At 47.4% G+C, this 22,178-nt stretch carries 19 protein-coding genes and 3 tRNA genes; 7 read left to right on the top strand and 15 right to left on the bottom strand.

The window, feature by feature from the left end; all coding sequences use genetic code 11:
* Window positions 1–5: 5 nt before the first annotated feature.
* From B9N89_RS08055 to B9N89_RS08045, 3 genes are all read right to left on the bottom strand, one after another.
* Window positions 6–1,256, bottom strand: coding sequence for an ABC transporter permease (locus B9N89_RS08055; RefSeq protein ID WP_132317571.1), 1,251 nt, complete (start codon window positions 1,254–1,256; stop codon window positions 6–8).
* Window positions 1,253–1,939, bottom strand: a complete 687-nt coding sequence (locus B9N89_RS08050) for an ABC transporter ATP-binding protein (protein ID WP_132317573.1) — start codon at window positions 1,937–1,939, stop codon at window positions 1,253–1,255. The genes B9N89_RS08055 and B9N89_RS08050 overlap by 4 nt, the downstream gene beginning before the upstream one ends.
* 166 nt (window positions 1,940–2,105) lie before the next feature.
* Complete coding sequence (locus B9N89_RS08045) at window positions 2,106–3,134, bottom strand: hypothetical protein (RefSeq protein ID WP_132317575.1); 1,029 nt, start codon at window positions 3,132–3,134, stop codon at window positions 2,106–2,108.
* Window positions 3,135–3,411: 277 nt separating this feature from the next.
* Between B9N89_RS08045 and B9N89_RS08040 the strand changes: the two genes are divergently transcribed.
* Complete coding sequence (locus tag B9N89_RS08040) at window positions 3,412–4,356, top strand: TRM11 family methyltransferase (RefSeq protein ID WP_132317577.1); 945 nt, start codon at window positions 3,412–3,414, stop codon at window positions 4,354–4,356.
* Between the two features lie 21 nt (window positions 4,357–4,377).
* Here B9N89_RS08040 and B9N89_RS08035 read toward each other — a convergent pair whose 3' ends face one another.
* A complete protein-coding gene (locus B9N89_RS08035) occupies window positions 4,378–5,802 on the bottom strand; it encodes an OmpA family protein (RefSeq protein ID WP_132317579.1) in 1,425 nt (474 codons plus the stop codon).
* Between the two features lie 272 nt (window positions 5,803–6,074).
* Between B9N89_RS08035 and B9N89_RS08030 the strand changes: the two genes are divergently transcribed.
* From B9N89_RS08030 to B9N89_RS08020, 3 genes are all read left to right on the top strand, one after another.
* Window positions 6,075–6,147: transfer RNA gene (locus B9N89_RS08030), tRNA-Lys, on the top strand.
* 6 nt (window positions 6,148–6,153) lie between these two features.
* A tRNA-Glu gene (locus B9N89_RS08025) sits at window positions 6,154–6,231 on the top strand.
* A 21-nt stretch (window positions 6,232–6,252) separates the two neighbouring features.
* Window positions 6,253–6,330: transfer RNA gene (locus B9N89_RS08020), tRNA-Glu, on the top strand.
* A gap of 46 nt (window positions 6,331–6,376) precedes the next feature.
* Here B9N89_RS08020 and B9N89_RS08015 read toward each other — a convergent pair.
* The 6 genes from B9N89_RS08015 to B9N89_RS31295 all read right to left on the bottom strand — a co-directional run bounded on the left by B9N89_RS08015 (window position 6,377) and on the right by B9N89_RS31295 (window position 11,772).
* Window positions 6,377–6,946, bottom strand: coding sequence for a class I SAM-dependent methyltransferase (locus B9N89_RS08015; protein ID WP_159455233.1), 570 nt, complete (start codon window positions 6,944–6,946; stop codon window positions 6,377–6,379).
* Between the two features lie 41 nt (window positions 6,947–6,987).
* The gene (locus B9N89_RS08010; protein WP_132317583.1) at window positions 6,988–7,491 is read right to left on the bottom strand and encodes a cupin domain-containing protein; all 504 of its coding nucleotides are present in this window, start codon (window positions 7,489–7,491) and stop codon (window positions 6,988–6,990) included.
* Between the two features lie 14 nt (window positions 7,492–7,505).
* Window positions 7,506–8,291 (bottom strand): hypothetical protein, encoded by a 786-nt coding sequence (locus B9N89_RS08005; protein ID WP_132317585.1) that lies wholly within the window; start codon window positions 8,289–8,291, stop codon window positions 7,506–7,508.
* 218 nt (window positions 8,292–8,509) lie between these two features.
* Complete coding sequence (locus tag B9N89_RS08000; RefSeq protein ID WP_132317587.1) at window positions 8,510–10,498, bottom strand: sigma factor-like helix-turn-helix DNA-binding protein; 1,989 nt, start codon at window positions 10,496–10,498, stop codon at window positions 8,510–8,512.
* 188 nt (window positions 10,499–10,686) lie between these two features.
* Window positions 10,687–11,580, bottom strand: coding sequence for a 1,4-dihydroxy-2-naphthoyl-CoA synthase (locus tag B9N89_RS07995; RefSeq protein ID WP_132317589.1), 894 nt, complete (start codon window positions 11,578–11,580; stop codon window positions 10,687–10,689).
* Window positions 11,581–11,616: 36 nt separating this feature from the next.
* The gene (locus tag B9N89_RS31295; protein ID WP_159455232.1) at window positions 11,617–11,772 is read right to left on the bottom strand and encodes a hypothetical protein; all 156 of its coding nucleotides are present in this window, start codon (window positions 11,770–11,772) and stop codon (window positions 11,617–11,619) included.
* Between the two features lie 66 nt (window positions 11,773–11,838).
* Between B9N89_RS31295 and B9N89_RS07990 the strand changes: the two genes are divergently transcribed.
* Window positions 11,839–13,233: a sensor histidine kinase gene (locus B9N89_RS07990; protein WP_132317591.1), complete on the top strand. Its 1,395-nt coding sequence runs from the start codon at window positions 11,839–11,841 to the stop codon at window positions 13,231–13,233.
* 41 nt (window positions 13,234–13,274) lie between these two features.
* Here the strand turns inward: B9N89_RS07990 and B9N89_RS07985 are convergent, their stop codons facing one another.
* From B9N89_RS07985 to B9N89_RS32135, 5 genes are all read right to left on the bottom strand, one after another.
* On the bottom strand, window positions 13,275–13,871 hold the full coding sequence (locus B9N89_RS07985) for a methyltransferase family protein (RefSeq protein ID WP_159455231.1): 597 nt from the start codon (window positions 13,869–13,871) through the stop codon (window positions 13,275–13,277).
* A 16-nt stretch (window positions 13,872–13,887) separates the two neighbouring features.
* The gene (locus B9N89_RS07980) at window positions 13,888–14,499 is read right to left on the bottom strand and encodes a hypothetical protein (RefSeq protein ID WP_132317595.1); all 612 of its coding nucleotides are present in this window, start codon (window positions 14,497–14,499) and stop codon (window positions 13,888–13,890) included.
* Between the two features lie 459 nt (window positions 14,500–14,958).
* Window positions 14,959–15,741, bottom strand: coding sequence for a hypothetical protein (locus tag B9N89_RS07975; protein ID WP_132317597.1), 783 nt, complete (start codon window positions 15,739–15,741; stop codon window positions 14,959–14,961).
* Between the two features lie 11 nt (window positions 15,742–15,752).
* Entirely contained in the window at window positions 15,753–17,117 is a 1,365-nt protein-coding gene (locus B9N89_RS07970) for a cytochrome P450 (RefSeq protein WP_132317599.1), read from the bottom strand.
* 102 nt (window positions 17,118–17,219) lie between these two features.
* Complete coding sequence (locus B9N89_RS32135) at window positions 17,220–19,361, bottom strand: ATP-dependent Clp protease ATP-binding subunit (RefSeq protein WP_268808705.1); 2,142 nt, start codon at window positions 19,359–19,361, stop codon at window positions 17,220–17,222.
* Window positions 19,362–19,577: 216 nt separating this feature from the next.
* Between B9N89_RS32135 and B9N89_RS07960 the strand changes: the two genes are divergently transcribed.
* Both B9N89_RS07960 and B9N89_RS07955 read left to right on the top strand, forming a co-directional pair.
* The gene (locus B9N89_RS07960; RefSeq protein ID WP_132317603.1) at window positions 19,578–21,617 is read left to right on the top strand and encodes a leucine-rich repeat domain-containing protein; all 2,040 of its coding nucleotides are present in this window, start codon (window positions 19,578–19,580) and stop codon (window positions 21,615–21,617) included.
* Complete coding sequence (locus B9N89_RS07955; RefSeq protein WP_132317605.1) at window positions 21,614–22,150, top strand: hypothetical protein; 537 nt, start codon at window positions 21,614–21,616, stop codon at window positions 22,148–22,150. The genes B9N89_RS07960 and B9N89_RS07955 overlap by 4 nt, the downstream gene beginning before the upstream one ends.
* Window positions 22,151–22,178 lie beyond the last annotated feature (28 nt).

The raw sequence follows: 22,178 nt of genomic DNA, 5'->3' as shown, positions 1-22,178 counted from the left end.
CATCCTTATAGTTTTATAGTTAGGCCGTCAGCAAGTGTTTGTCGATAGGCGCGGGCTGCTGGTAAAAAGCCCAGGAACGCGGATAAGCCGATCACGGCAAGGAGGTACCAAAGCTCTAGCGAAGTGAGTATCGGCAAGTCTAGATTAACAGAGAATTCTCGGAGCAACCACTCTTGACTCAGAAGCAAGGTGCTGTGAGTCAGAACTACAGCCGAAACGATGCCCAGCACAGAAAGGATCATCGACTCTAACATTAGTGCGCTAAATACTGTGACGGGTGAGGCTCCCAGTGATCTTAGGATAGCGATCTCGCGCCGGCGTTCATTAAGGGTATTGTAAATCGCAATCAGCATTCCTAGTAAACCGATAACGACGACGAGGACACTGATGATGGATAGAGATTTTTCAACATAACTGAGTCCTTGCCAGAGTTCGGTTAGGGTGATACCCGGAATGATTGCCATTAAGGGAGCTGACTCATACTCATTGACCCAACGCTGAAGGTGAAGGGTGCCGATGCGAGACTTGGTGCGCAATAGGAAGGCAGTAATCTCTTTTGGCACTAGTTCGCTAGCCTCACGCTTCACCACGTCACCCATGGGTGGAGCACCATCTTCCCAGCCTTCATGGATTGCTTCGATACCTGCCAAACTCACAAACACTGAACGATCGATAGGTGTTCCGGTCTGTTCTAATATTCCAGCTAGGGTAAAGGGGGAGTCATTGTGATTCTGAAAGGAAATATTACCTGCTGCACCGTGGCTAAGAGTCAATTTAGATCCCACATTATAGCCAAGAGATCTGGCAACATCCCAGCCAATAGCTGCTTCGTAGGTACCCGATGGGGCCTTACCACTGGCAAAGGCAAGCTTCTGCCGGTTGCCGTATTGATAATAGCGATACATATCCTCGTTAGTACCAACGACTCTGAAGCTTTCATGGGAGTCCCCCAATGAGATAGGGATTGTCCAATCGATATCTTTACGATTAGCTATCTCTTGATAGGCTTCCCACGGGATGTTTTCCATAGGGGTACCAAGGTGGAAGATCGTATAGAGCAGTAGATTAATAGGGCTGCCCTTAGCGCCGACAATTAAGTCGGTATTGGTGATGGTGTTGGTAAAGCCTTCCCGCGCACCCATGCGGATCCGTTCCACTGAAAGTAAGAGTGAGACGCTGAGGGCGATCGATAGAATGGTGAGCATGGCCGTGAATTTACGATTGAGTAAAGACTTCACTACAATATGGAGTATCACTGGGAACCTCCCGCAGAATTGATGTCTTTTAATGCTACGTGTCTCGGAAATAGCGAAGCGAGGCTATGATCGTGGCTAACAAAGAGAATGGTCGAGTTATGTCGATCTGCGGAGCGGAAAAGTAATTGTAAAAAAGCTTCTCGACTATCGTAGTCAAGGGCCGAGGTCGGTTCGTCGGCAACGATAAGCTTTGGTTGGCCCATCAGGCTGCGAGCAGCTGCCACACGCTGTTGTTGGCCGATGCTTAAGCTATGCACCGGCTGCTTTCGCAAGGCTTCGATCCTTAGCTCACTTAGTAACTCAGATAGTTCTCGCTCAGGCTCTGGGCAGGCCTCTCGCTTTGAGCGATTCATTTTGAGCGGAAGAAGTATGTTTTCTTCAACATTCAGATAGGGAATCAAGTTAAACATTTGAAAAATATAGCCCAGGTGACTACCTCTAAACTTATCCCTCTGCCTAAGGGATAAATCTGAAAGCTGAGTCCCTAAAACTGCGAGCTGTCCCCGCCGGCTAGTGAGTATTCCTGTGATTAAGCCGAGCAGGGTGGTTTTACCACTGCCGCTGGGGCCATGGAGGAAAACGTGTTCTTGATGCTTCACCTGAAACGCAGCAATTCTCAGTATGGGGTCGGCAGCTGCTGTGTAGGAAAACTCTAGGTCTTTAATAGCAATAACGGAATCCATTAGTCTCTTCCTCAAGTGAATCTTGCGGGTATACTATACGTTTTTTGGTGAATTTGCAGCGACTATTGAATTTCATCAGCCACTATGATGTGGCTCAAGAGGCATGACGTATCCCTCGACAGTGGCTCCGTCCTGTTGGCTGCCCCTGGCAAGAAAGAGACGTCAATTAAAATGAAAAACCTATGTAGATTTTGCTGGTAAAGGTAGCCTCTGGCTCCTTATCCAGTTCAGACAAATCAAAGTCCGAATTGCTTTGAAAGTTGTTGGCTTCGACAATGGCCTGTAGACCTTCCTGGGGTGATTCATCTAGGTTATTGCCACCATTGGGCAGTCGAATCTTAGATAGTGGCGCCATCAGGCCTACCCAATCGATGCCAATATTAAAAAATGAGATCTCCCATTTGTTGCCGATGGCAAACTCGAACACAGCATCAGCCTGCGTTTTAGAGTAGACGGGGCCATCTTCAATCACCACAGTTTCAGCAACCCCTAGAGGGTATGCCGTGAGTGTTGTGCGCCTGGCGCCAATCCCTGTGTTGGTGTAGAAGCTGTTACCAAAGAAGTTCTTGAATCGAAGGGAAGCAGCCTCGGTGTCGACTAACTTTTGCAATTCCAGTTGCCCAGGGATGGTCTCATCCTCACCCACATTCGCGCCACCACGGATGTAGTTAAATTCCATTACGGTATTGTGAGATACGAATGCACCTAAAGTGACTCCAGTTGCTGGCACGATCTGTGATGGACCACCAGCTAAGCCCCCTTCAAGGTCCAAAGAAATTGAGTTATCCAGTCGCTCCCTCTCGCTGCCGCGGGCTGTGTAGCTAAGTTTGTAAGGGTTCTTTTTAGATTTTTTGCGGCTAGCTCTAGCCACCGTCTTTCGGCGATCAGGCTTGCTCTCCTTGTTGGTGACTCTTGCAAGAACGCCTTTGCGAAGCCTAGCGACCTTGTTCTTACCACTGGTGATGGCGATCATCACTTTTTGGCGACGAACCGTTTTCACAGTTCCTGAAAACTCTTGTTTATCGATGATGAGTTTGGCTTTGTCTCCGGGCTTGAAATCCCGGGCTTCGGAGCGACTCATGAGTAGTTCGAGTCGTGGTTGTGGCCCCGTGGTTATTTTAGCGATGGTGGCTGAAAATCCTTCGGCAGCGAAAATGATAAATGCTACCGCAATCACGTGTGAAATGACGTGCATAGCTAGTCCCCTCAGATTCTTTCTATCCTTGGGACTGCCTCTAATAGCCCCAATTCCCCTCATATGTTTTTCATCGGTGCGTAATGAGGTCGAAATGACTAGTTCTTGTAGCTAGCTATTATATTTAGATAAATCAGGGGGAATTTCGATACTTTTTAATTCTGACAGGGACTGTAGAGGAGGGATGACCCTCGCACGGATCGTCTCGACCCTGGTCCTTTTCTGTGTTACTGATGAGCGCCGGAATTGACCGGATGTTTTTCTATTGGACGAACTTATGACGCAGCAACTAGCTATAATCATTAGCCCTGAAGCTCGTGGGGCCTACTTTCACAGCTTTATCAAGGTCGCGCGGGAAGAGCTTCGCTTGATTCACCCTGATCTGGATGGAGAACACCGGGCTTACGGAGGGCTTGATGTTCTCATTGTGAATGCCTCTGAAGAGATGGCTTCGGAGCTAGTTCGGCTATCATTTTGCCAAGCTGTATTTCGTATTGGTCCACAAGGTTGGCTCCCCCTAGCAGAGTCGCTGTCGTTAGCGATTCCTAGAGATTATATTTTTGGTTCCAAATTTAAGGGCAAGACTAATGAACGGCTAACCCAAATGATGCTCAACGTAGCGCTCGCCCTTGTTAAAAAACCAAAGCCTAAGGTACTCGATCCCATGTGCGGTCGTGGTACCAGCCTGCTCTGGGCGATGGCTTATGGCTTAGAATGTCGTGGGGTTGAACAAGATAGCAAGGCGCTTGGTGATGTGCAGCAGATCGTAAAGAAATGGAATACGGTCCATGACACCGGTCTTAAGTTTCGAAATGGCTCGGTAGGAAAGAAATCCAAGCAAGGTCAGGGTCGATTTTTTGAGGTGACTCATGACGAGACCCGGCTCAAAATGGTGATTGGTGATTCCCAGCAAGCGAACCACCTGCTGCAAGGGGAAAAGTTCGATGTGATCTTGGCTGACTTACCTTATGGAGTGCAGCACTTTTCTGGCCAGAAAACCAGAAACCCTTTAGGGGCCTTAGAAGCGTCTGCCTCAGCCTGGGGGCAATTGGCAAATGAGGGTGCGGCTTTGTCTTTGGCTTTTAATCAGTCGATTACTAGGAAAGATGCTGTTGTGGATCTATTTGAAGGCAATGGATGGCAGTCAGTGCCATGTACTGCCTCCCATCGTATGAGTGAATCCATCGTCAGAGATCTTGTCTTTTTCATAAAGGGGGCTTGATCTTGCTCTCCAAAAAGCTTCCTACTTGGGATATAGAATCCTGAACACCACCCGACGATTCAACTGACGACCCTGGTAGTTGCCGTTGTCAGCCACAGGCCGATACTCGCCGTAGGTGAGTACCTTAATTTTCGATGGGTCGATCTTCTCCACCTCTACCATATAGCGTTTGATGGTTTCAGAGCGCCTCCTGCCGAGCTTGATGTTGTAATCTTCGCTGCCGATCGAGTCTGTATGGCCTTCGATAATAATCTTGCGGTAACCCCGCGCTCTTAAGTGCTGAGCCAGGCTAGAGATTGCCGTTTTCGCTCCGGCGAGCACCTTGTAGGCCGAGTCAAAGGCGAAGTTGACATCTCGCAAGACAAATACATCATCCCCTATGCCTGGTAGCTCCGGCGGGTAGTCATCGCCACCCATACTCAAGTTGGTTGGAAGCTGTGGGGGTTCTGGCTCCGGAATCGGGATGGGTTGCTGCCCTGTTTTCTTCGGCTTCTTCTTTTTCTTCTTCTTTTTCTTAGAAACAAGTTTGACCTTCTTGTTTTTATAGTTGCCTGTCACATAGTTAATCCCCGTGTACGCTCGCCAATCTGGAGATGCTGTGCCGTTATCTAGCTCGGTCGAAGCACCTAGGTGGATTGCGGTGTTGCGGTTCCAGTCAAACTTAAATCCTAGCAAGGCTTCGGATGCTGAAACAGATCGGTTGGCGGTGGTGTCCGACTCAGAGACAGGAGTCGCTGTAAAGACCTCTAAAATGATCTTCGTATCAATAGACGAAAACAACTGGCTAACTGCTGCTGAGGCGATGAACTGGTCTTCCAGAGGCTCGATGGGGAATCCAGGCACGGCATCGCCAGAGTTTCTCATACGATAACCAATATTAAGCGCCATTGCAGTGGTGTAGAGCGTGGTATCAAAGGCCAGTTCGAAGTTTAGGATCGGTCCCGGGTCGGTGCCGGTGAAAGGGTTGTTTTCCGTCAGGTTTTGATTGAACGAGACGATCGTGGCGATACCGCCGCTGGCGCCTCCGATCAGGCGGTACTTTAGGTTGCCTCTGATTTCGGTAAGGCCTGTGCTTTCAAACTCTCCTCGCGCCCCTTCCAAGTTCACCTCTTGGGAGACCACAAATGGCAGGCTGAAGCCAATGTCTAGAGTTTTGGTTATTCCTAAGCCAAAGTTGAAGTCAGTTGCCAAAATAGAGTCGTTAATCTCGTTGGTTCTGGCTGCGGCGTCCACTTCGTTACTATAGCGGGGTAGTGTGTTGACCGCATAATTAGCGAAGAAGCCAAAGTTTGCTATGCCTGGAATCAGAGTCTCAGACGAGTGAACTGTGACAAAATCAAGACCACTGGTAATGGCATTAAAATTTTGTAGGTCGCTTCCGGTAACATTGGCCCATGTCGGGCGAATGGGGATTATTGCGAAAATGAGAAGGAATAGCCTCAACACACCAACCTCCGTATAGACATGGTTCTATTATATACCCTGCCGTTGGCTATGCCAAAAAATCTGGCGATCCCTAAGGAAACTTGGTCGATTTACGAAAGCTAATGGGTTGTGTTGCATGATAACACCTATGTTGTACAGCTAGGGTGTAAATATGGCTTAATGCAAGCGAATTACAAAAAAATTCATCTCTTGAGTATTTTCGATTAATTTTTTCTTGACCTTAGGGAGGTACTTGCGTAAAAGAATCCTCACCTCGGAAACGAGGATCATGTGGGCTCTTAGCTCAGCTGGTAGAGCAGCACACTTTTAATGTGCGGGTCGATGGTTCGAATCCATCAGGGCTCACTATGTGTCTCCATCGTCTAGCCTGGCCTAGGACACCGCCCTTTCACGGCGGCGACGCGGGTTCAAATCCCGCTGGAGATGCCACTCTCTTTTTAGCTACAATATGTCTCCATCGTCTAGCCTGGCCTAGGACACCGCCCTTTCACGGCGGCGACGCGGGTTCAAATCCCGCTGGAGATGCCATTTCTTTTCTAAATCATCTCAAATCTGAATTTGTAAAAGAGAACCCTCAAGCGAGTTCCCACACCTTCAAAATGATGTTACCATCGTGCCATTTCCGTAGTAATTTCAGGCCACAATTTTCCATGACAGCTTCAAACTGGCTTGAGAAGACTCGCTCGGGGTCGGCAATGAGCACTTTGGTCCGTTTGTGGCAATGCAGCTGGATGAATAGAGCCAAGTCAGGGTAGGTCTGTGGTTCGTAGAGAATATCGCTGGCTATTATCATGTCTTGAGGAGGAAGCTCGCTCGGGGAGCGCCAGTCAATCTGCTTGAATTCAACTTTGGCATCATTTAGTTCCCTGTTGCGTAGCACGAAGGCCTCGCTATGAGGATGATAGTCGCTAGCAATCACCTTTGCCCCTAGCTTACTCGCGAGGATGCTTGGCAGGCCAAGGCCGCAGCCAATTTCTAAAACTGACTTTGCCTGAAGAGACTCCTCTAAAAGATAATGACAAAGGGCTTCTGCTGATGGCCATAAATCGCCAAAGAGAGGCGCTTGGTCATCGTGTTCAATCTGATCCAAGGCTTTGGACACCTCAGTATCAAAGTCGGCAAAACTTTCATAGCGTAAGGTCATAGGCCCACATTGGAGTGAACCCAATTTTTTTTCGTATTTGGTCATGGGATGAGGTCTTGATGATCGTTCAAGCCATTGGCAGTCCCTAAGTCCTCTTTGGTAGCCATCGCAAAGTCGGCGAAGTCAAAACCTGGAGCTACGGTGCAGCTTACCAATCCAAAGTCTTCGCGGCCACTTGGGTGAAGCCTTGCACCAAACCATCGATTTTTCGCAACTACGTGCTGAAGGGTTTGACCTTGGTCGATACCAGCCCCGAGGGTGGTGACGATAGCTTGTCCAGATTCGTCGATTTCCACGATATCTATGGCGGAGCCAAGGTGGAAGTGCCAGATCTCATCGGATTTGATTCGATGAAATTTTGAAGGCCTATTTCGATCGAGCAAGAAATAAATCGCGGTGCTATAGCTTCGAGAGCCAGTCATTCCCGGTTCTACTGAGTCTTTGTGGATATCTCCTAAGGAGCGGTAGGTTTCTCGGAAGTAACCACCTTCGGGGTGGGCAGTCAGTTCAAGGCTCTTAATAATCTGCGCCGCATTGAGGCTCATGGGCAAATCCTTGGTTAGATTGGTGTATGATACAGTACGCCTAGCACAATTCTTAGATCGACGTCGCTTTCGCTGGTGTCGGCTTGCTCAGCAACGCTCGTCGACACGTTAATGGACGCATATTCTAACCCAAGAGAGCCATAAAGTTCGAGCCCTTTCACCTCTGCAAAGTTAGCCCAGCCGTGACCGATTTCACCGCGCAAGTTCAGCGAGTTTATTGTCACGTCGTCATCTGTGTTGACCAATTGGTAGGCAAACTTACTATCGACAAAGGTGTTCTTGGAGCGACGGAATGGCCTTGTGTAGTAGCCAGCGTTGGCGCCAAAGACCGTTAGGCCATCACCCACTGTCCCATAGGCGGTATAGTGAATCTTGGCTGTCCGGCTCTGTTTGCTGATTCCTCGAAAGTAAATGTTGATATCGGTGTTTTCTGGTCTCAGCTCAACGCCAATCCAAGACCGGTCCCCTAAAATGGGTCCGAGCCTATATTCAGCGCCAAGAGCTAGGTAGTCTGCGTCGATCTGCGGGATGTTCAGATAGAACTTTACTTTCGGAGTATGGTAGTAGCGGAGAAACAACAATTCGGGATCATCTAATGTATATTCGGCATGGGTTCCCACTTGGAGCCCTCCGACAAAGGTGCTTGGCCTAACCTTGGGGTTGTAAGGGTCAAGCCTGCGTCCTTGATTAATGGTACGAATAAAATCTGGATTGCGGGCTTTTCGGGAGCGTTGTGCGTAGGCCTCCGGAATAAGGTGACTGAAAACTAAACAACTCATCAGCACTCGCCAAAGAACCATGCCTGACTCCATATGCTAGTCATAGAAACTTAGGGTACAGAATCCACTTGGACGGCTTCGTACCTCTGCTCGAAAATATGAATGATCTAAGCAAATATATTAGCAGCGATCGCAGCGTGATTCATCAGCTCTTTCCAGGAAACCTCTTTCCTTCAGGTCTGACTTTTACCCACAAGTTGATTAAGTCACCTTCGGGGAAAGGGCAAAATGGGAACGACTTAGTTGCTAAAGAATTTTAGTGGCAAGATATAGGAAACTGAGCCCTGGGGCAGTTGATGGTGCCTAAGGTGCCCTGCTGAGCGATTGATACAGGCTTGGAAGCCTGGATCGCTAAAATCTGATTCAAGGGTTTTCACTTGGGATGACTTATAAGAGCTGGTTTGGATCAGTAGTGAAACGTAGCCTTTAGCCTGTGGCGTCTCTTTTAGGAGGTGCTCATAGCAGCGACGAAAGGCGCCTCTATGTTGCTTGAATTCCGTTTTGATTTTTTGAAAACCAGGCCATTTATTCCGGCTAGAGTTTGGAACGTAGGGAGCGGATGCTAGGGTTACCTGTGGTTGAGGGTTTGTTTGAAAGTGGTCGTAAGAGGGTTGATCGAAGGCTAGAAACCGAACATCGTTTACCTTCAAATCTGCACCTTTAGATTTAGGTACGAGTTCCAAAGATAGGTCAATGGATTCTCCAGGGAATAGAGGAGTTCCCTTCGAGCTGATGGCAGCACCGCTCTGGTCTAGCAACTGATATCTCAGGACCCGCCAAGCATCGATATTGCTTGGGTTGATGTTTACTGCCAAAGTAGGTTCTTGCCAAAAATCTTTTTGCTGTATGTGGTGAACGCGAAATAAAGTATTGATGGTATATGGCTCTATATTACTCCTACTGGAATGGATCTCTCGGTGGTTCCGGCGATCCAGGTTAAAAAGGGAGACCGAGTGGCCTTCAAAGAAACCGTTGTTTGGAAGACTTAGATCCCCGTCACTGATGACCAATATTCTAGAAACATCGCTGGACTGTTGGTGCTTGGCTAGTAGGTCTTGGGCGAGCCGAAGATCCACCACTTTTTTTCCTGGTTTGCTTTTCAAGGGTTGAAGTGTCTCAAGCACATTCCTGATCAGGTCTTTTTGATCTCCCGCTGTAGGTGGCAAGAGAATATGTGACCTGCTGCTATAGAGAAGAAAGCTAATCGTATCACTTGCATCGAGATGCTCAAGAATACGATAAAAATCGGCCTTAAATGCTGGAAGCTTGTGGCTGAGAAACATCGATCCCGATGTATCAAATATATAGACGAGGTTACGTGAAGGCTTGCTCACCTTTTGCGTCTTGGGTTTTTGAACACGAATTCTTAAGTTCAAAAGCTTGTGATCACGGTTCCAAGGAGCAGCCTTTATATTGTAGCCATCGATACTCAGCTTATTGAAGCGAGACTTGACTTCCAGAAGCTTAGGAATTTTTTTGGCAAGATTAATATTGGGTGGTGCTATGACTACAGCAGGCTTTTGGGTTTTCGATAAATTCTCATTAACTTTGATGAGTGGGTTTAAAGTCGTGGAACGGATGAAACTATTGCCGCGAACGCCTTCTGGAACTATGGATGAGCTGCCCTTCCTTGATGAAGTGCTTGACACCCCTGAGTCTTGGGATTCAAATCTGGTCTGATAGTATCGGCCCAAGAAAATGAGGAAGGTAAGGACCATGATAGATAGAATCCCGTGGGGTACATACGGAGCCCATCGACGATGAGGCGGTTCGGAATGTGCCTTCATCAGCAGTGATTGGGAAACCTTGCACCTAATTTTGCTTTGAAATTCGCCATGCAGGATTCGAGACCACTGAAGAGTCGCTTGATAAGCATACCGCGCGCTTTTGTCTTTGCTGATCAGTGCTTCAATTTTTGATTTTTGATTTTTGGTTAAATGATCGATGGTATAGGCGACCATTAGGTGAGGGGCCACGATCGTCGATGACTCTGGTCTAGAATCACCTCGCAAGTGATCCATTCCAATTGGTATCAGCCGTGCGACATCTTGTCGATCAATGCCAGTGGCTCGGCTGATGGTCTTGTAGCTCAGTCCAAATTTAAACTTTAATGTCAAAACTGTTTTCTGATCTTTGGGAAGTTGATCAAAGAGAGATTGGAGCGTTTGATGGTCGCTATGGCTTTGGTCTAGACGATGCAAGACCTTAAACCTGGATGGCTTTGTCAAAATCTATTCCCCTATGTTTCTCCATGCTTCCATATCGGCATTTCTTGGGATGGAGAGGCCTAAGGGGAGTAAGGGTTGGAAATAAAATAGAAAATAGCAGGGGTTTTGAAAAGAAAGAATTTCGGGAAGGTGGAATCATACCCTTCGCAAGGAATGCGAGTGGTATCCACCTCACCCAGCATAAGTGCTCAATAGTGCCAAGGAAATTGGCTAAAGTCCTGGTCTCGCTTTTCTACAAAGGCATCGCGACCTTCTGCTGCTTCGTCAGTGCTATAAGCGAGGCGCGTTGCTTCACCAGCAAAGAGTTGCTGCCCAACTAAGCCGTCGTCAATCATATTGAATGAGTATTTTAGCATTCTCATTGCTGTAGGTGACTTATTGTTCATAACCTTTGCCCAAGCGAGGGCTTCTTTTTCTAAGTCTTCATGGGGAACGACTTTATTCACCATTCCCATTTCATATGCCTCCTGAGCAGAGTAGTTCGCGCCTAGAAAAAAGATTTCTCTAGCACGCTTCTGGCCCACTTGCCGGGCAAGATAAGCCGAGCCGTAGCCTCCATCGAAGCTGGCCACATCAGGATCTGTTTGTTTAAACACGGCATGTTCACGGCTCGCGAGAGTCATATCGCAGACTACATGTAGACTATGACCACCGCCAACTGCCCAACCCGGAACCACGGCCATAACAATTTTAGGCATAAAGCGAATTAAGCGTTGTACTTCAAGAATATGCAAGCGGCCGAGCTTGGCTTTGTCCACCGTGCCATCTGCATCTTGATATTGGTAACCGTCTTTGCCGCGAATCCGTTGATCGCCGCCTGCACAGAAAGCCCAGCCGCCATCTTTTGGTGAAGGGCCATTACCAGTGATGAGAACAACTCCAACGTCGCTGCTAATGCGAGCATGTTCCAAAGCTGTATAAAGTTCGTCAACAGTCTGCGGACGAAAGGCGTTACGAACTTCGGGTCGGTTGAACGCAATGCGAACGGTGCCTTGGTCCACTGCCCGATGGTAGGTGATATCATTAAATTCGAAGCCAGGAACCTCGCGCCACTGGCTGCTCTCGAAAATGGGAGAAATCAAGAAGAACTCCTTCCAAGTAGTGTTCTGGACTGCCCTTTATGCCTTTATCGCCATGGGTTCGTCAATCAGATTAAGCCCGACACAGCAAATGCTGCGCATCTCCGCGCTCAAAGAGTAGATATTTACTGTAAATTTTTCAGGGTTTAAGACGATAAAGCGTTCAGGGTTCAAGAATTGTGAATAACTGTCCATAGGCGCCTCGAAGAGAATCGTGTAACAATATAGCGATCAGGTAAGCATTTGAATGAAGTGGTAAAAGTGCGCGAATTTGCGGAAAAGTTAGGTGAAGCCAAGTTCCTTCGGAGGCGCTGGGAAGAAAGCCACCTGCGCCTATTCGTTCGCGATGCCAACTTGATGTGTATCATGCTCTTGTTGCTGATAGCCCCCACTGATCTTTTGAGTTTTCCTGAAGAACTAGCCTGGGAAACCATTCGAACAAGATTTATCGCCATAGGCATTTTTCTGCTAAACCTGCTTCTTCTATTCCAAATCAAATCACGGGCGACGGACCCTAGAATAAGGGCTCTCTACCATGGGTTTCTGGCTGAAACAACTCTGGTGATGAACGGTTTATTTCTCTACTTCTTACTCACCATGAACCCTAGTTACCGCCTAGCGGTTACAGTTGCCTGTCTCACTGCAAACATTGGAACCCACTTTTTTCTCCATCGGTTTCGCCGCAGCCACTTACTTTTCAGCACAGTCTTTGCCATTATTATCCTGCCGCCGTTTCTCTTTTCAGAAGTTTGGCGGGAACACCTTATTTCAATTTACATCGGCCATGCGAGCTTCTTCGTCATAGCCGTCTACTTTCGTCGGGTATTCTATAAGTCACTTCAGAAAGACTACTTGATCAAACTCCAGGCTGAGACGATCAAACAGCAGTCAAAGAACATAGAAACATCGCTTAAGGATAAAGAAACCTTGCTTCGGGTTCTGATGCACGATATCTCGAACCCCCTCACTGTAATCATGGGCAACGAGATGATGCTAAGCAAGCTTGCTGCCGATAATCCTGAACTGATCGAGAAATTGAAAAAGATCCAGCAGGCCACCATGTCGATCAATGGCATCATCAAGCACGTGCGGGATTACGAGGCTGTTCGTTCAGGTAAAAAGCCACTACAGATTGCAAGATGTTCGGTGCGGAGTTGTATCGACCAAGCCATGCTCATGATTGAAGAACGGGCGCAAGCCAAGGATATAACCATTGTCGCAAAAATAGGCGATGAGGATATTTTTTGCATGGCCGACGAAACTAATCTAACCCATCAAGTCCTGGTGAATTTACTGACCAATGCCCTAAAGTTTTCCGCTACTGGTCAAGTGATCGAAATAATCGTGAGCCAACAAAGTGATGTGGCTGAGATTCAAGTAATTGATCATGGTATCGGCATACCTGATCGTATTTTGAGAAATTTGTTTAGCGATTCAAAGACGACCAACCGAATGGGAACTGGAGGAGAAAAGGGTACGGGATTTGGAATGCCGCTGGTAAAGGCCTATCTTGATCGCTTTCATGGTTCGATAAAGGTTGAAACTCGTACGATCGACGACTACCCTACAGACCACGGTACGACATTTACAATAAGACTCCCCATAGCAAAAAATGAGGTACTTGGAGCCGATGGTGGCGCGAAGGCTGTGGTGTAAAGCCTTCGGCGCTACAATCGTTGATGAATTGTAGACCCTTCTTAAGCTAGTTCTCGCCAAGGAAGGAACCGGCCAGTAGATTTTTTGTAGTCCTTGTACTCGGTAAAGGCGTGCTCCAGGCATTGCTCTTCGATGCGGGCTGAATGATTGTAGTACAAGCCCATAACAAGCCAAGTCGCCAAGACAAGATAATTTCCAGAAGAAATGAAAAGACCGAGAATCATCACCAGGTTCGCAGTGTAAATAGGGTGCCGGATGTATTTATAGAGACCCGTTCGAATGATGTCTTTCGGGAGGAACATATTGCTACAGTGGCTATAATTATCGTTCCCGAGTTCCATTTTAGCGCCTACAAAGATAAGAACTCCCAAGATCGAAAAGGCCGCGCCAAGATATAGAAACGTCGGCTCTTGGCTCCAGGTTCCCTGCAAAGGTGTAGGGCTGGCCATAAAAAACATGGCGATGGTACTAAGACAAACTAGCTGAGAAAATCGGTAGAAGTACTTGAATGACGTGACGGACTTGTTCTGCTTAGCTCTTTGGTCCTTTTCAGGACTTAGCTTCTTCTTATCGTACGAATAGATCGAGATCATTGCAAGTATGAGGTATATCGATCCAATGGTGTATTGATGTTCCATAATAGGGTCTCCTTGTCTAAACTGAGGGTAACTCAGTTGTGGCATTGGTTTCAGTAGCCTTACTCGTGCTTCTTTCAAGAAGGCGTCTTACAATTTGAAATCCGACGGTAAGAAGTTGAGTTTTACTCCATATAAATACATGGTAGCGCTCTCCAGGATTTAGCTTGCTAGGAGCTTCGTAGATGGTGTTACCACAAAAGAACTGGTAGAGTTTTGTGATAGATAGGCGGTTTGAAGCTCCCAGAGTGTACTTGCATCGGGTACAAAATACACTTCTAAACACGATTGCTGCCCAAACAAAGGCTTGGAGAGATCGTTTCCCCTGAACAGAACGTGATATCCAAAACGCAGCATTTTCTTGAACATTTGCGAGACTTTGGCATTCGCTTTCAAGGAGCTGATGACGGATCTGATCGGGAATATCTGCTACGCTACGGGTTGGCGGGCTTGACTCAACAAACCCCGCAACAAGGTCATTACCTGCGAATACTCCAATTACTTTGCTTGATCTCATCCAACTGATATCTATGCTCTGATCGCCACCATTGTTCACGTATCTGCGATTATACTCAGAATACTCCTGAAGATTCTTCAGGTACCGAATGCGATAGCGAAAAAAGATTCCCATTTGTGACTCCCAACTAGTTTTGAATTGCAGCTGCGCTAATTTTGAATTAATAGTCGGGGCATTCTCATGAGGCCTTTACATAAAAAGCTAGCAATCGATTAACACTTGATCTAGTTGTTCGTAAATTTAAAATTTGGAGTTCATCTAAAAATTTTTGTTAACCGAGAAACGCTATATCGATCTCGTATTTTCTAGGCCAAGCAGGGCAAGGCTGTCGTTGAATAGTGACAGCTTTATACACGTCGACCTCAAAGTTGACCTAGGTTGAATATTGCGGCTGGGCGTCCCCTCCAAAACTGCAACCGTACAACGGCATTTGTAAGAGAGGGGATTATTACTTCTCGAACCTACAACTGTTTAGCCTGCTTACCATCAAGACTTCAGTTTTCTGCAGTTCGGTCGATACTTTTTCTAATTTATTTTGCGGAAAGTCTTTGCTTCATTTCAAACCTGCTGGGTTTAGGGCGTAGCTTCGCAGGCATCTTCGTAAAACTGCTTGAGACCTTTCAAATGATTCAGATTTTTCTTATAGTAACCTTTATTTCTGGTCTCAAACCCCGTGTTAAACTCATGCTCCAACAGTCGATCTGGGAGGTTTCCCAGCCATTCGCGGAATGGCTTCAAGTACGACATGCGGTAGCTGAATTCGGAAGGAAGAGCATCGACCATATCTTGGGCGGTCTTGCCTTTGTGACTATCTATATAGGCCAGAAGCTTATCTGACTCTTTGATCCGATACTCAAGATCTTGGATGCCTTGGTCAATAATCTTCATTTGCTGCTTGATAAGATAAGATGGGGAAAATATATCATTGATCGACTGCCGATCGTTGTGATCAATGGAATCTTCATTGAAGACAACATTTATAATATAGTCTTTATATGAGTCTAAAAATGATTGTGTGAACAGAACTTCCGAAACAGGAAGCTGACGGTCAAGGTGAACCATAGAATCAATGAGAGCCAAGAGTCCCTTGGCGTGAAATGAGAAGAGCGGCTTCCCTGAGCCTGTGGAGTCTTTTTCTACCCAACCTCGATCATGGTACTTTTCAAAGAGCCTCATTACTTGCGTGTACTGCACATCGAAGTCATGGGCAGATGGAGCTGGTGATACGATGTTTTTGATCAATTCGATATGGAACAAGACGTCTTTGGCTCGAAATGACTTCAGCGTGACTCCAGTGGTAAACGCAGCACACTTGATGATAATGGGATGAGTATTTTCGAGTCCTTTGTTGGCCATAAGTTATTCCTTTAGATTTTACTAAATGTAAGTTTAACACCGGGTGTTGGAGTCATGGTTGCATTAGGGTCAAAGCGAAACTTTTTGTTGCTATCTTGAACATCGAATCGACGGATGATTTCAGGGAGGGCTAGGCTGGCCTCAAAGCTTGCCAGGTGATTGCCGATGCACGTTCGTGGGCCACCTCCAAAAGGAAAGTAGCTACCAGGTGCGATTGATTCAGGGTCCTGCCATCGTTCAGGAATAAAGCTGTCAGGCTTTTTCCAATACCGAGGGTGGCGATGGACTGCATATTGAGACAGAAAAAACGTAGTTCCGCCCTTAAACTCGTAATTTTGATAGGTGACGGTTTCATGATTGGTTCGATTCACCATATATACCGCCGGGTAAAGTCTCATGATTTCCTGAAGGGTGTAGTGAAGGTACTTTAGGTTCGATAAATCTTGGATTGAAACAGGGCGATCCGGGCATTGCTGCTGAATCTCTAGCCTAAGCTTTTTCACTACATTCGGGTGATTGGCAAGCAGGAGCAGCCCATAACATAGGGTTAAGGCAGTGGTATCATGGCCAGCGACCATAAGAGTGACAACTTCGTCGATGATCTGTGCCTCGGCAAAACCTTCGTTATCGTCGTCGTTGGCATCGATGAGCTTCTGCAAAAGATCGTCTTTTGACGGACCTTGTCGACGATCCTGAATCATCTCCCGGATATAGGTATCAAGGCCTTCTTTCGCCTTATTAAAACGTCGATTGCGGGGGGATGGAATCCAAAGTGGAATCTCAACGGGAGTCCAGAACGCCCATCCCAAGTAGTCTTGGCCCTCGCGAAACCATGCTGCCAACTGAGGGCCTTGATCCTTTATTTCTTCAGAGAATAAAGACATAGCAACAACATCGAAGGTGAGATCCATCATCATGCTGGTTGAGTCAACTTCTTCCCCCAGATGACTATTAATTTTGCCAATGCAGGTTTCTGTTGCCCGGTGGATCAGTGGCTCGTAAGTTTTGAGGGATTTTTCAGTAAACGCGGGATTGGCAAGCTTGCGGTGAGATCGCCACGGCTTGCCTTTGGCTGTTACCAAGCCATTGCCCCCAAAAGGTTTCATTCGCTCATAAAGCTTGCCCTTGTAAAAATTTCTTTCAGTTTGGGCAAGAGCCATCTTGATAAAGTTAGGGTCGGATACCAGAACCCCTCGAACACTAGGCATGGGAAACCTGACAAAGTCTCCATAGGTTCGCGACAGGCGTACGATGTATGGAACCGAATAGCTTCGGAACTGGGGAGCAAGGCCTAAGATTGGTAAGGCAATCGGTCCCGGCAATCGGTCATAGGAATCCCGCTTGCCGAGCAAGAAAAGTTTGCTAATTCTATCCATGCCAGTCCCTCCTCCTATACTTAAAGGTAACTGGTTTCTCGCTGATTTTGAAGAGGAAAAGGTGAGGCCCCAAGGGCCTCCTATGGGATGTTGAGCCTCGGCTTAGCCTAGTGTTAAGCCGCTGGTCTGATCCCAGCTGACATGGATCGTGCTTTTAGGGGGGTACTTACCAGCAACAATGGCCCGGGCGATCGGGGTCTCCACATGGCGCTGGATGTAGCGACTCAAGGGACGTGCTCCGTAGAGGGGGTCATAAGCTGCTGTTGCGATGGCTCCAATCGCCTCGTTGCTGATTTCAAGGGCAAGTTCCTGTTGCTTTAAGCGAGTTTCTAAGGACTGGGTCATGAGTCCAACGATCTGCTCAACTTGCTGGCGCTGAAGCGGTTTGAACAAGACGATGTCATCCACTCGGTTTAAGAACTCTGGCCTAAAGTGTCCGCGCAGATCTCGTTCAACAGAATCTTTCGCAGTGTCTGGGATGCTGCCGTCCGATTGAATTCCTTCGATGAGATGAGCAGCACCGATGTTGCTGGTCATGATCACGACACAGTTTTTAAAGCTCACTTGTCTGCCTTGGCTATCGGTAAGGTGACCGTCATCCAAAAGCTGAAGAAGTAGGTTAAAAACTTCGGGATGGGCTTTCTCCACCTCATCGAAGAGCAGTACTGAGTATGGCTTTCTGCGCACAGCTTCAGTCAGTTGGCCCCCTTCATCATAGCCTACATATCCGGGAGGTGCACCGATTAGGCGGGAAACCGCATGTTTCTCCATGTACTCAGACATGTCGATGCGTACCATATTATCTTCCGAGTCGAAGAGTGCTTCTGCGAGGGTTTTAGCCAGCTCTGTTTTCCCAACCCCGGTAGGCCCCAGGAAGATGAAAGAGCCAATGGGGCGTCTTGGGTCCTTGATATCGGCTCGGGCACGAATGATCGCGTCGCTGACTAAGGTCACCGCCTCGTCTTGTCCAACAACCCTTTGGTGAAGGGTCTCTTCTAGATCGAGAAGTTTTTCTCGTTCACCTTGAACCAGTTTTTGCACTGGAATTCCGGTCCAGCGACTCACAACCTGGGCAACTTCTTCTTCAGTGACATCCTCCCGCAGAAGTTGTTTTGAACCTTCAGCTTCGGCTTTAGCTTCAGCCTCCTTGAGAGTTTGCTCTAGCTTAGGTAGTTCACCATGGCGAAGCTTGGCGACTGTTTCGAGATCGTAGTCACGCTCTGCTTGAACAATCCTTTGATTGGTCGCCTCAATGTCTTTGCGTATCGATTGCAAGTGTCGAATCGCATCTTTTTCTTTGGCGTAAACTCGCTCTAGCTCGCTGACGTGGCCTTGGATGTCGTGAAGTTCCTGCTGGAGTGCGGACAGTCGCTCTTTGCTAGCGGCATCTTTTTCCTTCTTCAAGGCCGCCTCTTCAATTTGCAAACGCATCAGCTGGCGGCGTTGCTTATCCAATTCTTCCGGTACCGAGTCGATCTCAGTGCGAATCATGGCTCCGCATTCATCCACCAAGTCGATGGCCTTGTCTGGCAGGAATCGATCGGTTATATAGCGATGGGATAAGGTAGCTGCTGCAACCAAGGCATTATCCTTGATTCGAATACCATGGAATACTTCAAACCGTTCTTTCAATCCTCGCAAGATAGAAATGGTGTCCTCTACTGAAGGTTGGTCCACAAGCACTGTCTGGAAACGTCTCTCCAAGGCGGCATCGCTTTCGATATACTTGCGGTATTCATCGAGGGTCGTGGCTCCGATACAGTGAAGCTCGCCCCGAGCCAGCATTGGTTTAAGCATGTTTCCTGCATCGAGCGCACCATCGACTTTGCCGGCTCCGACGATTGTGTGCAGCTCATCGATGAACAGCAAGATGCGGCCTTCGCTGCCTCGCACCGCATCAAGGACAGCCTTCAACCGTTCTTCAAACTCGCCCCTAAATTTGGCCCCAGCGATGAGGGCTCCCATATCGAGGCTAAAAATCGTTTTGTCTTTTAAACCTTCAGGAACGTCACCGTTGACTATCCGGTGAGCTAAACCTTCGGCGATAGCAGTTTTACCAACCCCAGGTTCTCCTATAAGAACTGGGTTATTTTTCGACTTGCGACTAAGGATACGAATCACACGATTGATTTCTTGATCGCGACCAATGACCGGGTCGAGTTTGCCAGATTTAACCCGTTCAACCAGATTCGATCCGTACTCTTCTAGTGGGTTTTTTACTTGTTCTGCTTGTTGTGCGTACATTGCTCCCCCTTCGTAAGGAATGCTGGGTTCTTGATTAGGGCCGTCGTGTACGAATTCGTCTGCCAATAAAAAGGTGATTTCTTTTGAGCGATTGTCAAGGGGAGACATCATTCCTTTGGCTTAGGTTTAGGCTTAGAGTTAGGTAAGGCTGGCTTGGTAGTCTTAAAATTAGTCTCATTTAAGGCAATAATTACAGATAGATAATAGCTATTTGTAATGTTTGGAAAGCTTCATGACGATACGATACCGAAGCATCACAAGCAGGTTATAGAGGAAGCAATGGGTCAAACTCAGATTCTTTGGGTGCTGCTGGGCCTTGTGCTATCAGCTTGCAGCCAATGGTCATATTTCCCTGGTCGAAAAGAGTCGAAGCCCACCGAGGGTGGGAGCGATCAAATTCTTGCCGCCAATGGAAACTTTAGCAATCTTTGTCTGTCTTCCGATTTACCTCCAGAAACACGTGCAACAGTCGACATCATTCTCACTACGCTACAATTAAGCGATTGTGACGAAGCAGATTTTGCTTTAGCAAGAGTTACTGAATTAGACTTATCCCGTACCGGTATCCAGGACCTTAGTCCTCTTGTCAGTGCGCGTTCATTGATAGCACTCAATTTGAACGATAATCAGATAGAAGATTTGGGGCCGATTCAGTACCTCACGGCTCTTCGATTTCTGCAGGCTACAAACAACAATATTGTGGACCTTTCACCACTCGCCAAGCTAGCGAGCATAGAGGAACTGGGTCTTACAGGGAATCGTATCACCAGCCTTTCGCCGATTCAGTCGTCCCAGGGCCTGCGGGTTCTACAGATTTCGCAGAATAATTTAGCAAGCCTTGCGGGGATCGAACTATTGAGTTCGCTAGAAGTCTTACGGGTAAATCAAAATCAGCTGCAAGACATCTCTGCTTTGGCCGCTGCTGGTTCATTGCAGCTACTTTCCATTCAGAACAATCCAGATTTGGTCGACTTTGGAGGCCTGGCTGGATATAGCAATCTACAGTTCTTAGATATCCAAGGAACAGGAGTTCAGAGTCTTGATTTTCTCGAAGGCCTTTTGGGATTAAAAGAGCTTTTTATAACATCGTCACCAGAATTGACATATCAGCCAATTAGCAGCCTGTCTGCCTTGGAAAAGTTTGAGATTGATAACGGCTTGTCTCTGGGAGCTGGTAACTTCGATGCCGGTGTTCTATCAACTTTGACTCAGCTCAAGGGCATTCGTGTGATCAACCAAGGGGTGAGCGACCTTGGCTTTCTCGCGGGCTTAACGACCCTGGAAACACTTAACTTAAACTTCAATCTCATTACTGATCCAAGCCCTTTGGCAACCCTTGTAGGCCTGAAGCATTTAAATATGGTCCAAACAGGGTTGGTCGATATTGGGTTTATGACAAGCCTTGTGAATCTCTTGACTGTTGATCTGTCAGAGAATCAAGTGCCTGATTTGAGTCCTCTACAAAATTTAACGAAACTGGAAGCCCTCGCATTAAGTGGCATGGGAATTTTAGATCTTAGCCCGCTAGCAGGCCTGACTGCCATGAAGGAACTGAACCTTTATGTGAATCAGATAAGTTCGGTGGCGCCTCTTTCGAATATGGCCCAGTTGAAGAGACTCGATCTTGGAGCTAACCAAGTGAGTGATCTATCCCCATTGCAAGCTCTCGCTCTTGAGGTTCTCGACCTTTCTGGTAATGGTATCAGCGACTGGCAGGTCGTTGGTGGGATGCTGGGCCTCAAAGAGTTGGTATTAAGTGGAAATCCCGCGCAAGACCTTAGTCCGATCGCTGGATTAAGCTTGCTTCAAAGCTTGAAGGCCAACAATATTGGACTTGGAGATTGCTCCCCCGTAGCTGGTCTTACAAGCCTTCATACACTGGAGCTGAGTCGCAATGTTGTTACGGATATAAACTGCGTTGCTGGGCTTGGTAATCTTCGGACATTTCTTGCTCAGGCAAATAGCATTGCAGATCTGGGGCCCATCGCCCAGCTTATCAACCTAGAGACGTTGGCAATTTCAGCCAATCAGATTAGCGATGTCACTCCCATCAAAGACTTGATCAATCTGCAGTCTCTAAATTTAGTTAACAATCAGATTCAGTCCATTGCCCCTTTGGTGGACCTAGGCTCTTTACAACAGGTTTATCTAGGCCAAAATCCATTGGGAACAGCTGTACCCTTTAATGAGGGCAATTGTCCGGTACAGGCTAAGAGCATAGCCATTCGAGAATTTTGTAGTGGGGGTGGAACATGAGGTTCTACACCGCAATGTTCATTGTATTGCAGGTACTCGCTTGCCAGCAACCTGAGGAAGATCTCGGACAATCGGATACCGGCTCGTCCTTTGACGGTCGTGACGAAGATGAAAAGGTGAATATCCCATCCAATGTGACAGGTGCGTTTCTCACCTGTGCGGTGCGAGAGGAGTGGCAGGAAAGCCAGCAAGTACAGGAGATGGGTTGTCGGTTGAATCAGCAGAGTGGTGAAAAACTAGATTTAGAGCCCTACGCCGAAACCTGGGCTTATACCCCCAATGAACTCATTACGCAGGCAGTGGTCGATCACCCTACCTGGCATGTCTTTTATCAGATTCGTGGTAGCTCTCAGGCAGTGGTTGACCAGCTGGTGAAGGATACTGAAATTAGTCTTGATCTACCCATTGGAGACGAGACTCTGACGTTTAGGTCTCCCATGGGAAGTATCTTACAAGACATCGATCTTTTTAATGATCCTGATGTTGATGTCGGGCCTGTGGGAATAGACGAGGAACGACCAGGCTCCCTTTAGAACTGAGCCGGGAGCTTTGAGTTACAAC

Origin of the sequence: Pseudobacteriovorax antillogorgiicola (assembly GCF_900177345.1) — a bacterium.
Lineage (GTDB): Bacteria > Bdellovibrionota_B > Oligoflexia > Oligoflexales > Oligoflexaceae > Pseudobacteriovorax > Pseudobacteriovorax antillogorgiicola.
This window is presented reverse-complemented; position numbering and strand designations above follow the sequence as displayed.

Bases quoted from the DNA above. Each gene is read 5' to 3' on its own strand.
- B9N89_RS07980 (WP_132317595.1), bottom strand. From the start codon at position 14,499: ATGGGAATCTTTTTTCGCTATCGCATTCGGTACCTGAAGAATCTTCAG.
- B9N89_RS08015 (WP_159455233.1), bottom strand. From the start codon at position 6,946: ATGACCTTACGCTATGAAAGTTTTGCCGACTTTGATACTGAGGTGTCC.
- B9N89_RS32135 (WP_268808705.1), bottom strand. From the start codon at position 19,361: ATGTACGCACAACAAGCAGAACAAGTAAAAAACCCACTAGAAGAGTAC.
- B9N89_RS08005 (WP_132317585.1), bottom strand. From the start codon at position 8,291: ATGGTTCTTTGGCGAGTGCTGATGAGTTGTTTAGTTTTCAGTCACCTT.
- B9N89_RS08050 (WP_132317573.1), bottom strand. From the start codon at position 1,939: ATGGATTCCGTTATTGCTATTAAAGACCTAGAGTTTTCCTACACAGCA.
- B9N89_RS07960 (WP_132317603.1), top strand. From the start codon at position 19,578: ATGTTTGGAAAGCTTCATGACGATACGATACCGAAGCATCACAAGCAG.
- B9N89_RS07970 (WP_132317599.1), bottom strand. From the start codon at position 17,117: ATGGATAGAATTAGCAAACTTTTCTTGCTCGGCAAGCGGGATTCCTAT.
- B9N89_RS07985 (WP_159455231.1), bottom strand. From the start codon at position 13,871: ATGGAACATCAATACACCATTGGATCGATATACCTCATACTTGCAATG.
- B9N89_RS08045 (WP_132317575.1), bottom strand. From the start codon at position 3,134: ATGCACGTCATTTCACACGTGATTGCGGTAGCATTTATCATTTTCGCT.
- B9N89_RS07955 (WP_132317605.1), top strand. From the start codon at position 21,614: ATGAGGTTCTACACCGCAATGTTCATTGTATTGCAGGTACTCGCTTGC.
- B9N89_RS08010 (WP_132317583.1), bottom strand. From the start codon at position 7,491: ATGAGCCTCAATGCGGCGCAGATTATTAAGAGCCTTGAACTGACTGCC.
- B9N89_RS31295 (WP_159455232.1), bottom strand. From the start codon at position 11,772: ATGGACAGTTATTCACAATTCTTGAACCCTGAACGCTTTATCGTCTTA.
- B9N89_RS07975 (WP_132317597.1), bottom strand. From the start codon at position 15,741: ATGGCCAACAAAGGACTCGAAAATACTCATCCCATTATCATCAAGTGT.
- B9N89_RS08040 (WP_132317577.1), top strand. From the start codon at position 3,412: ATGACGCAGCAACTAGCTATAATCATTAGCCCTGAAGCTCGTGGGGCC.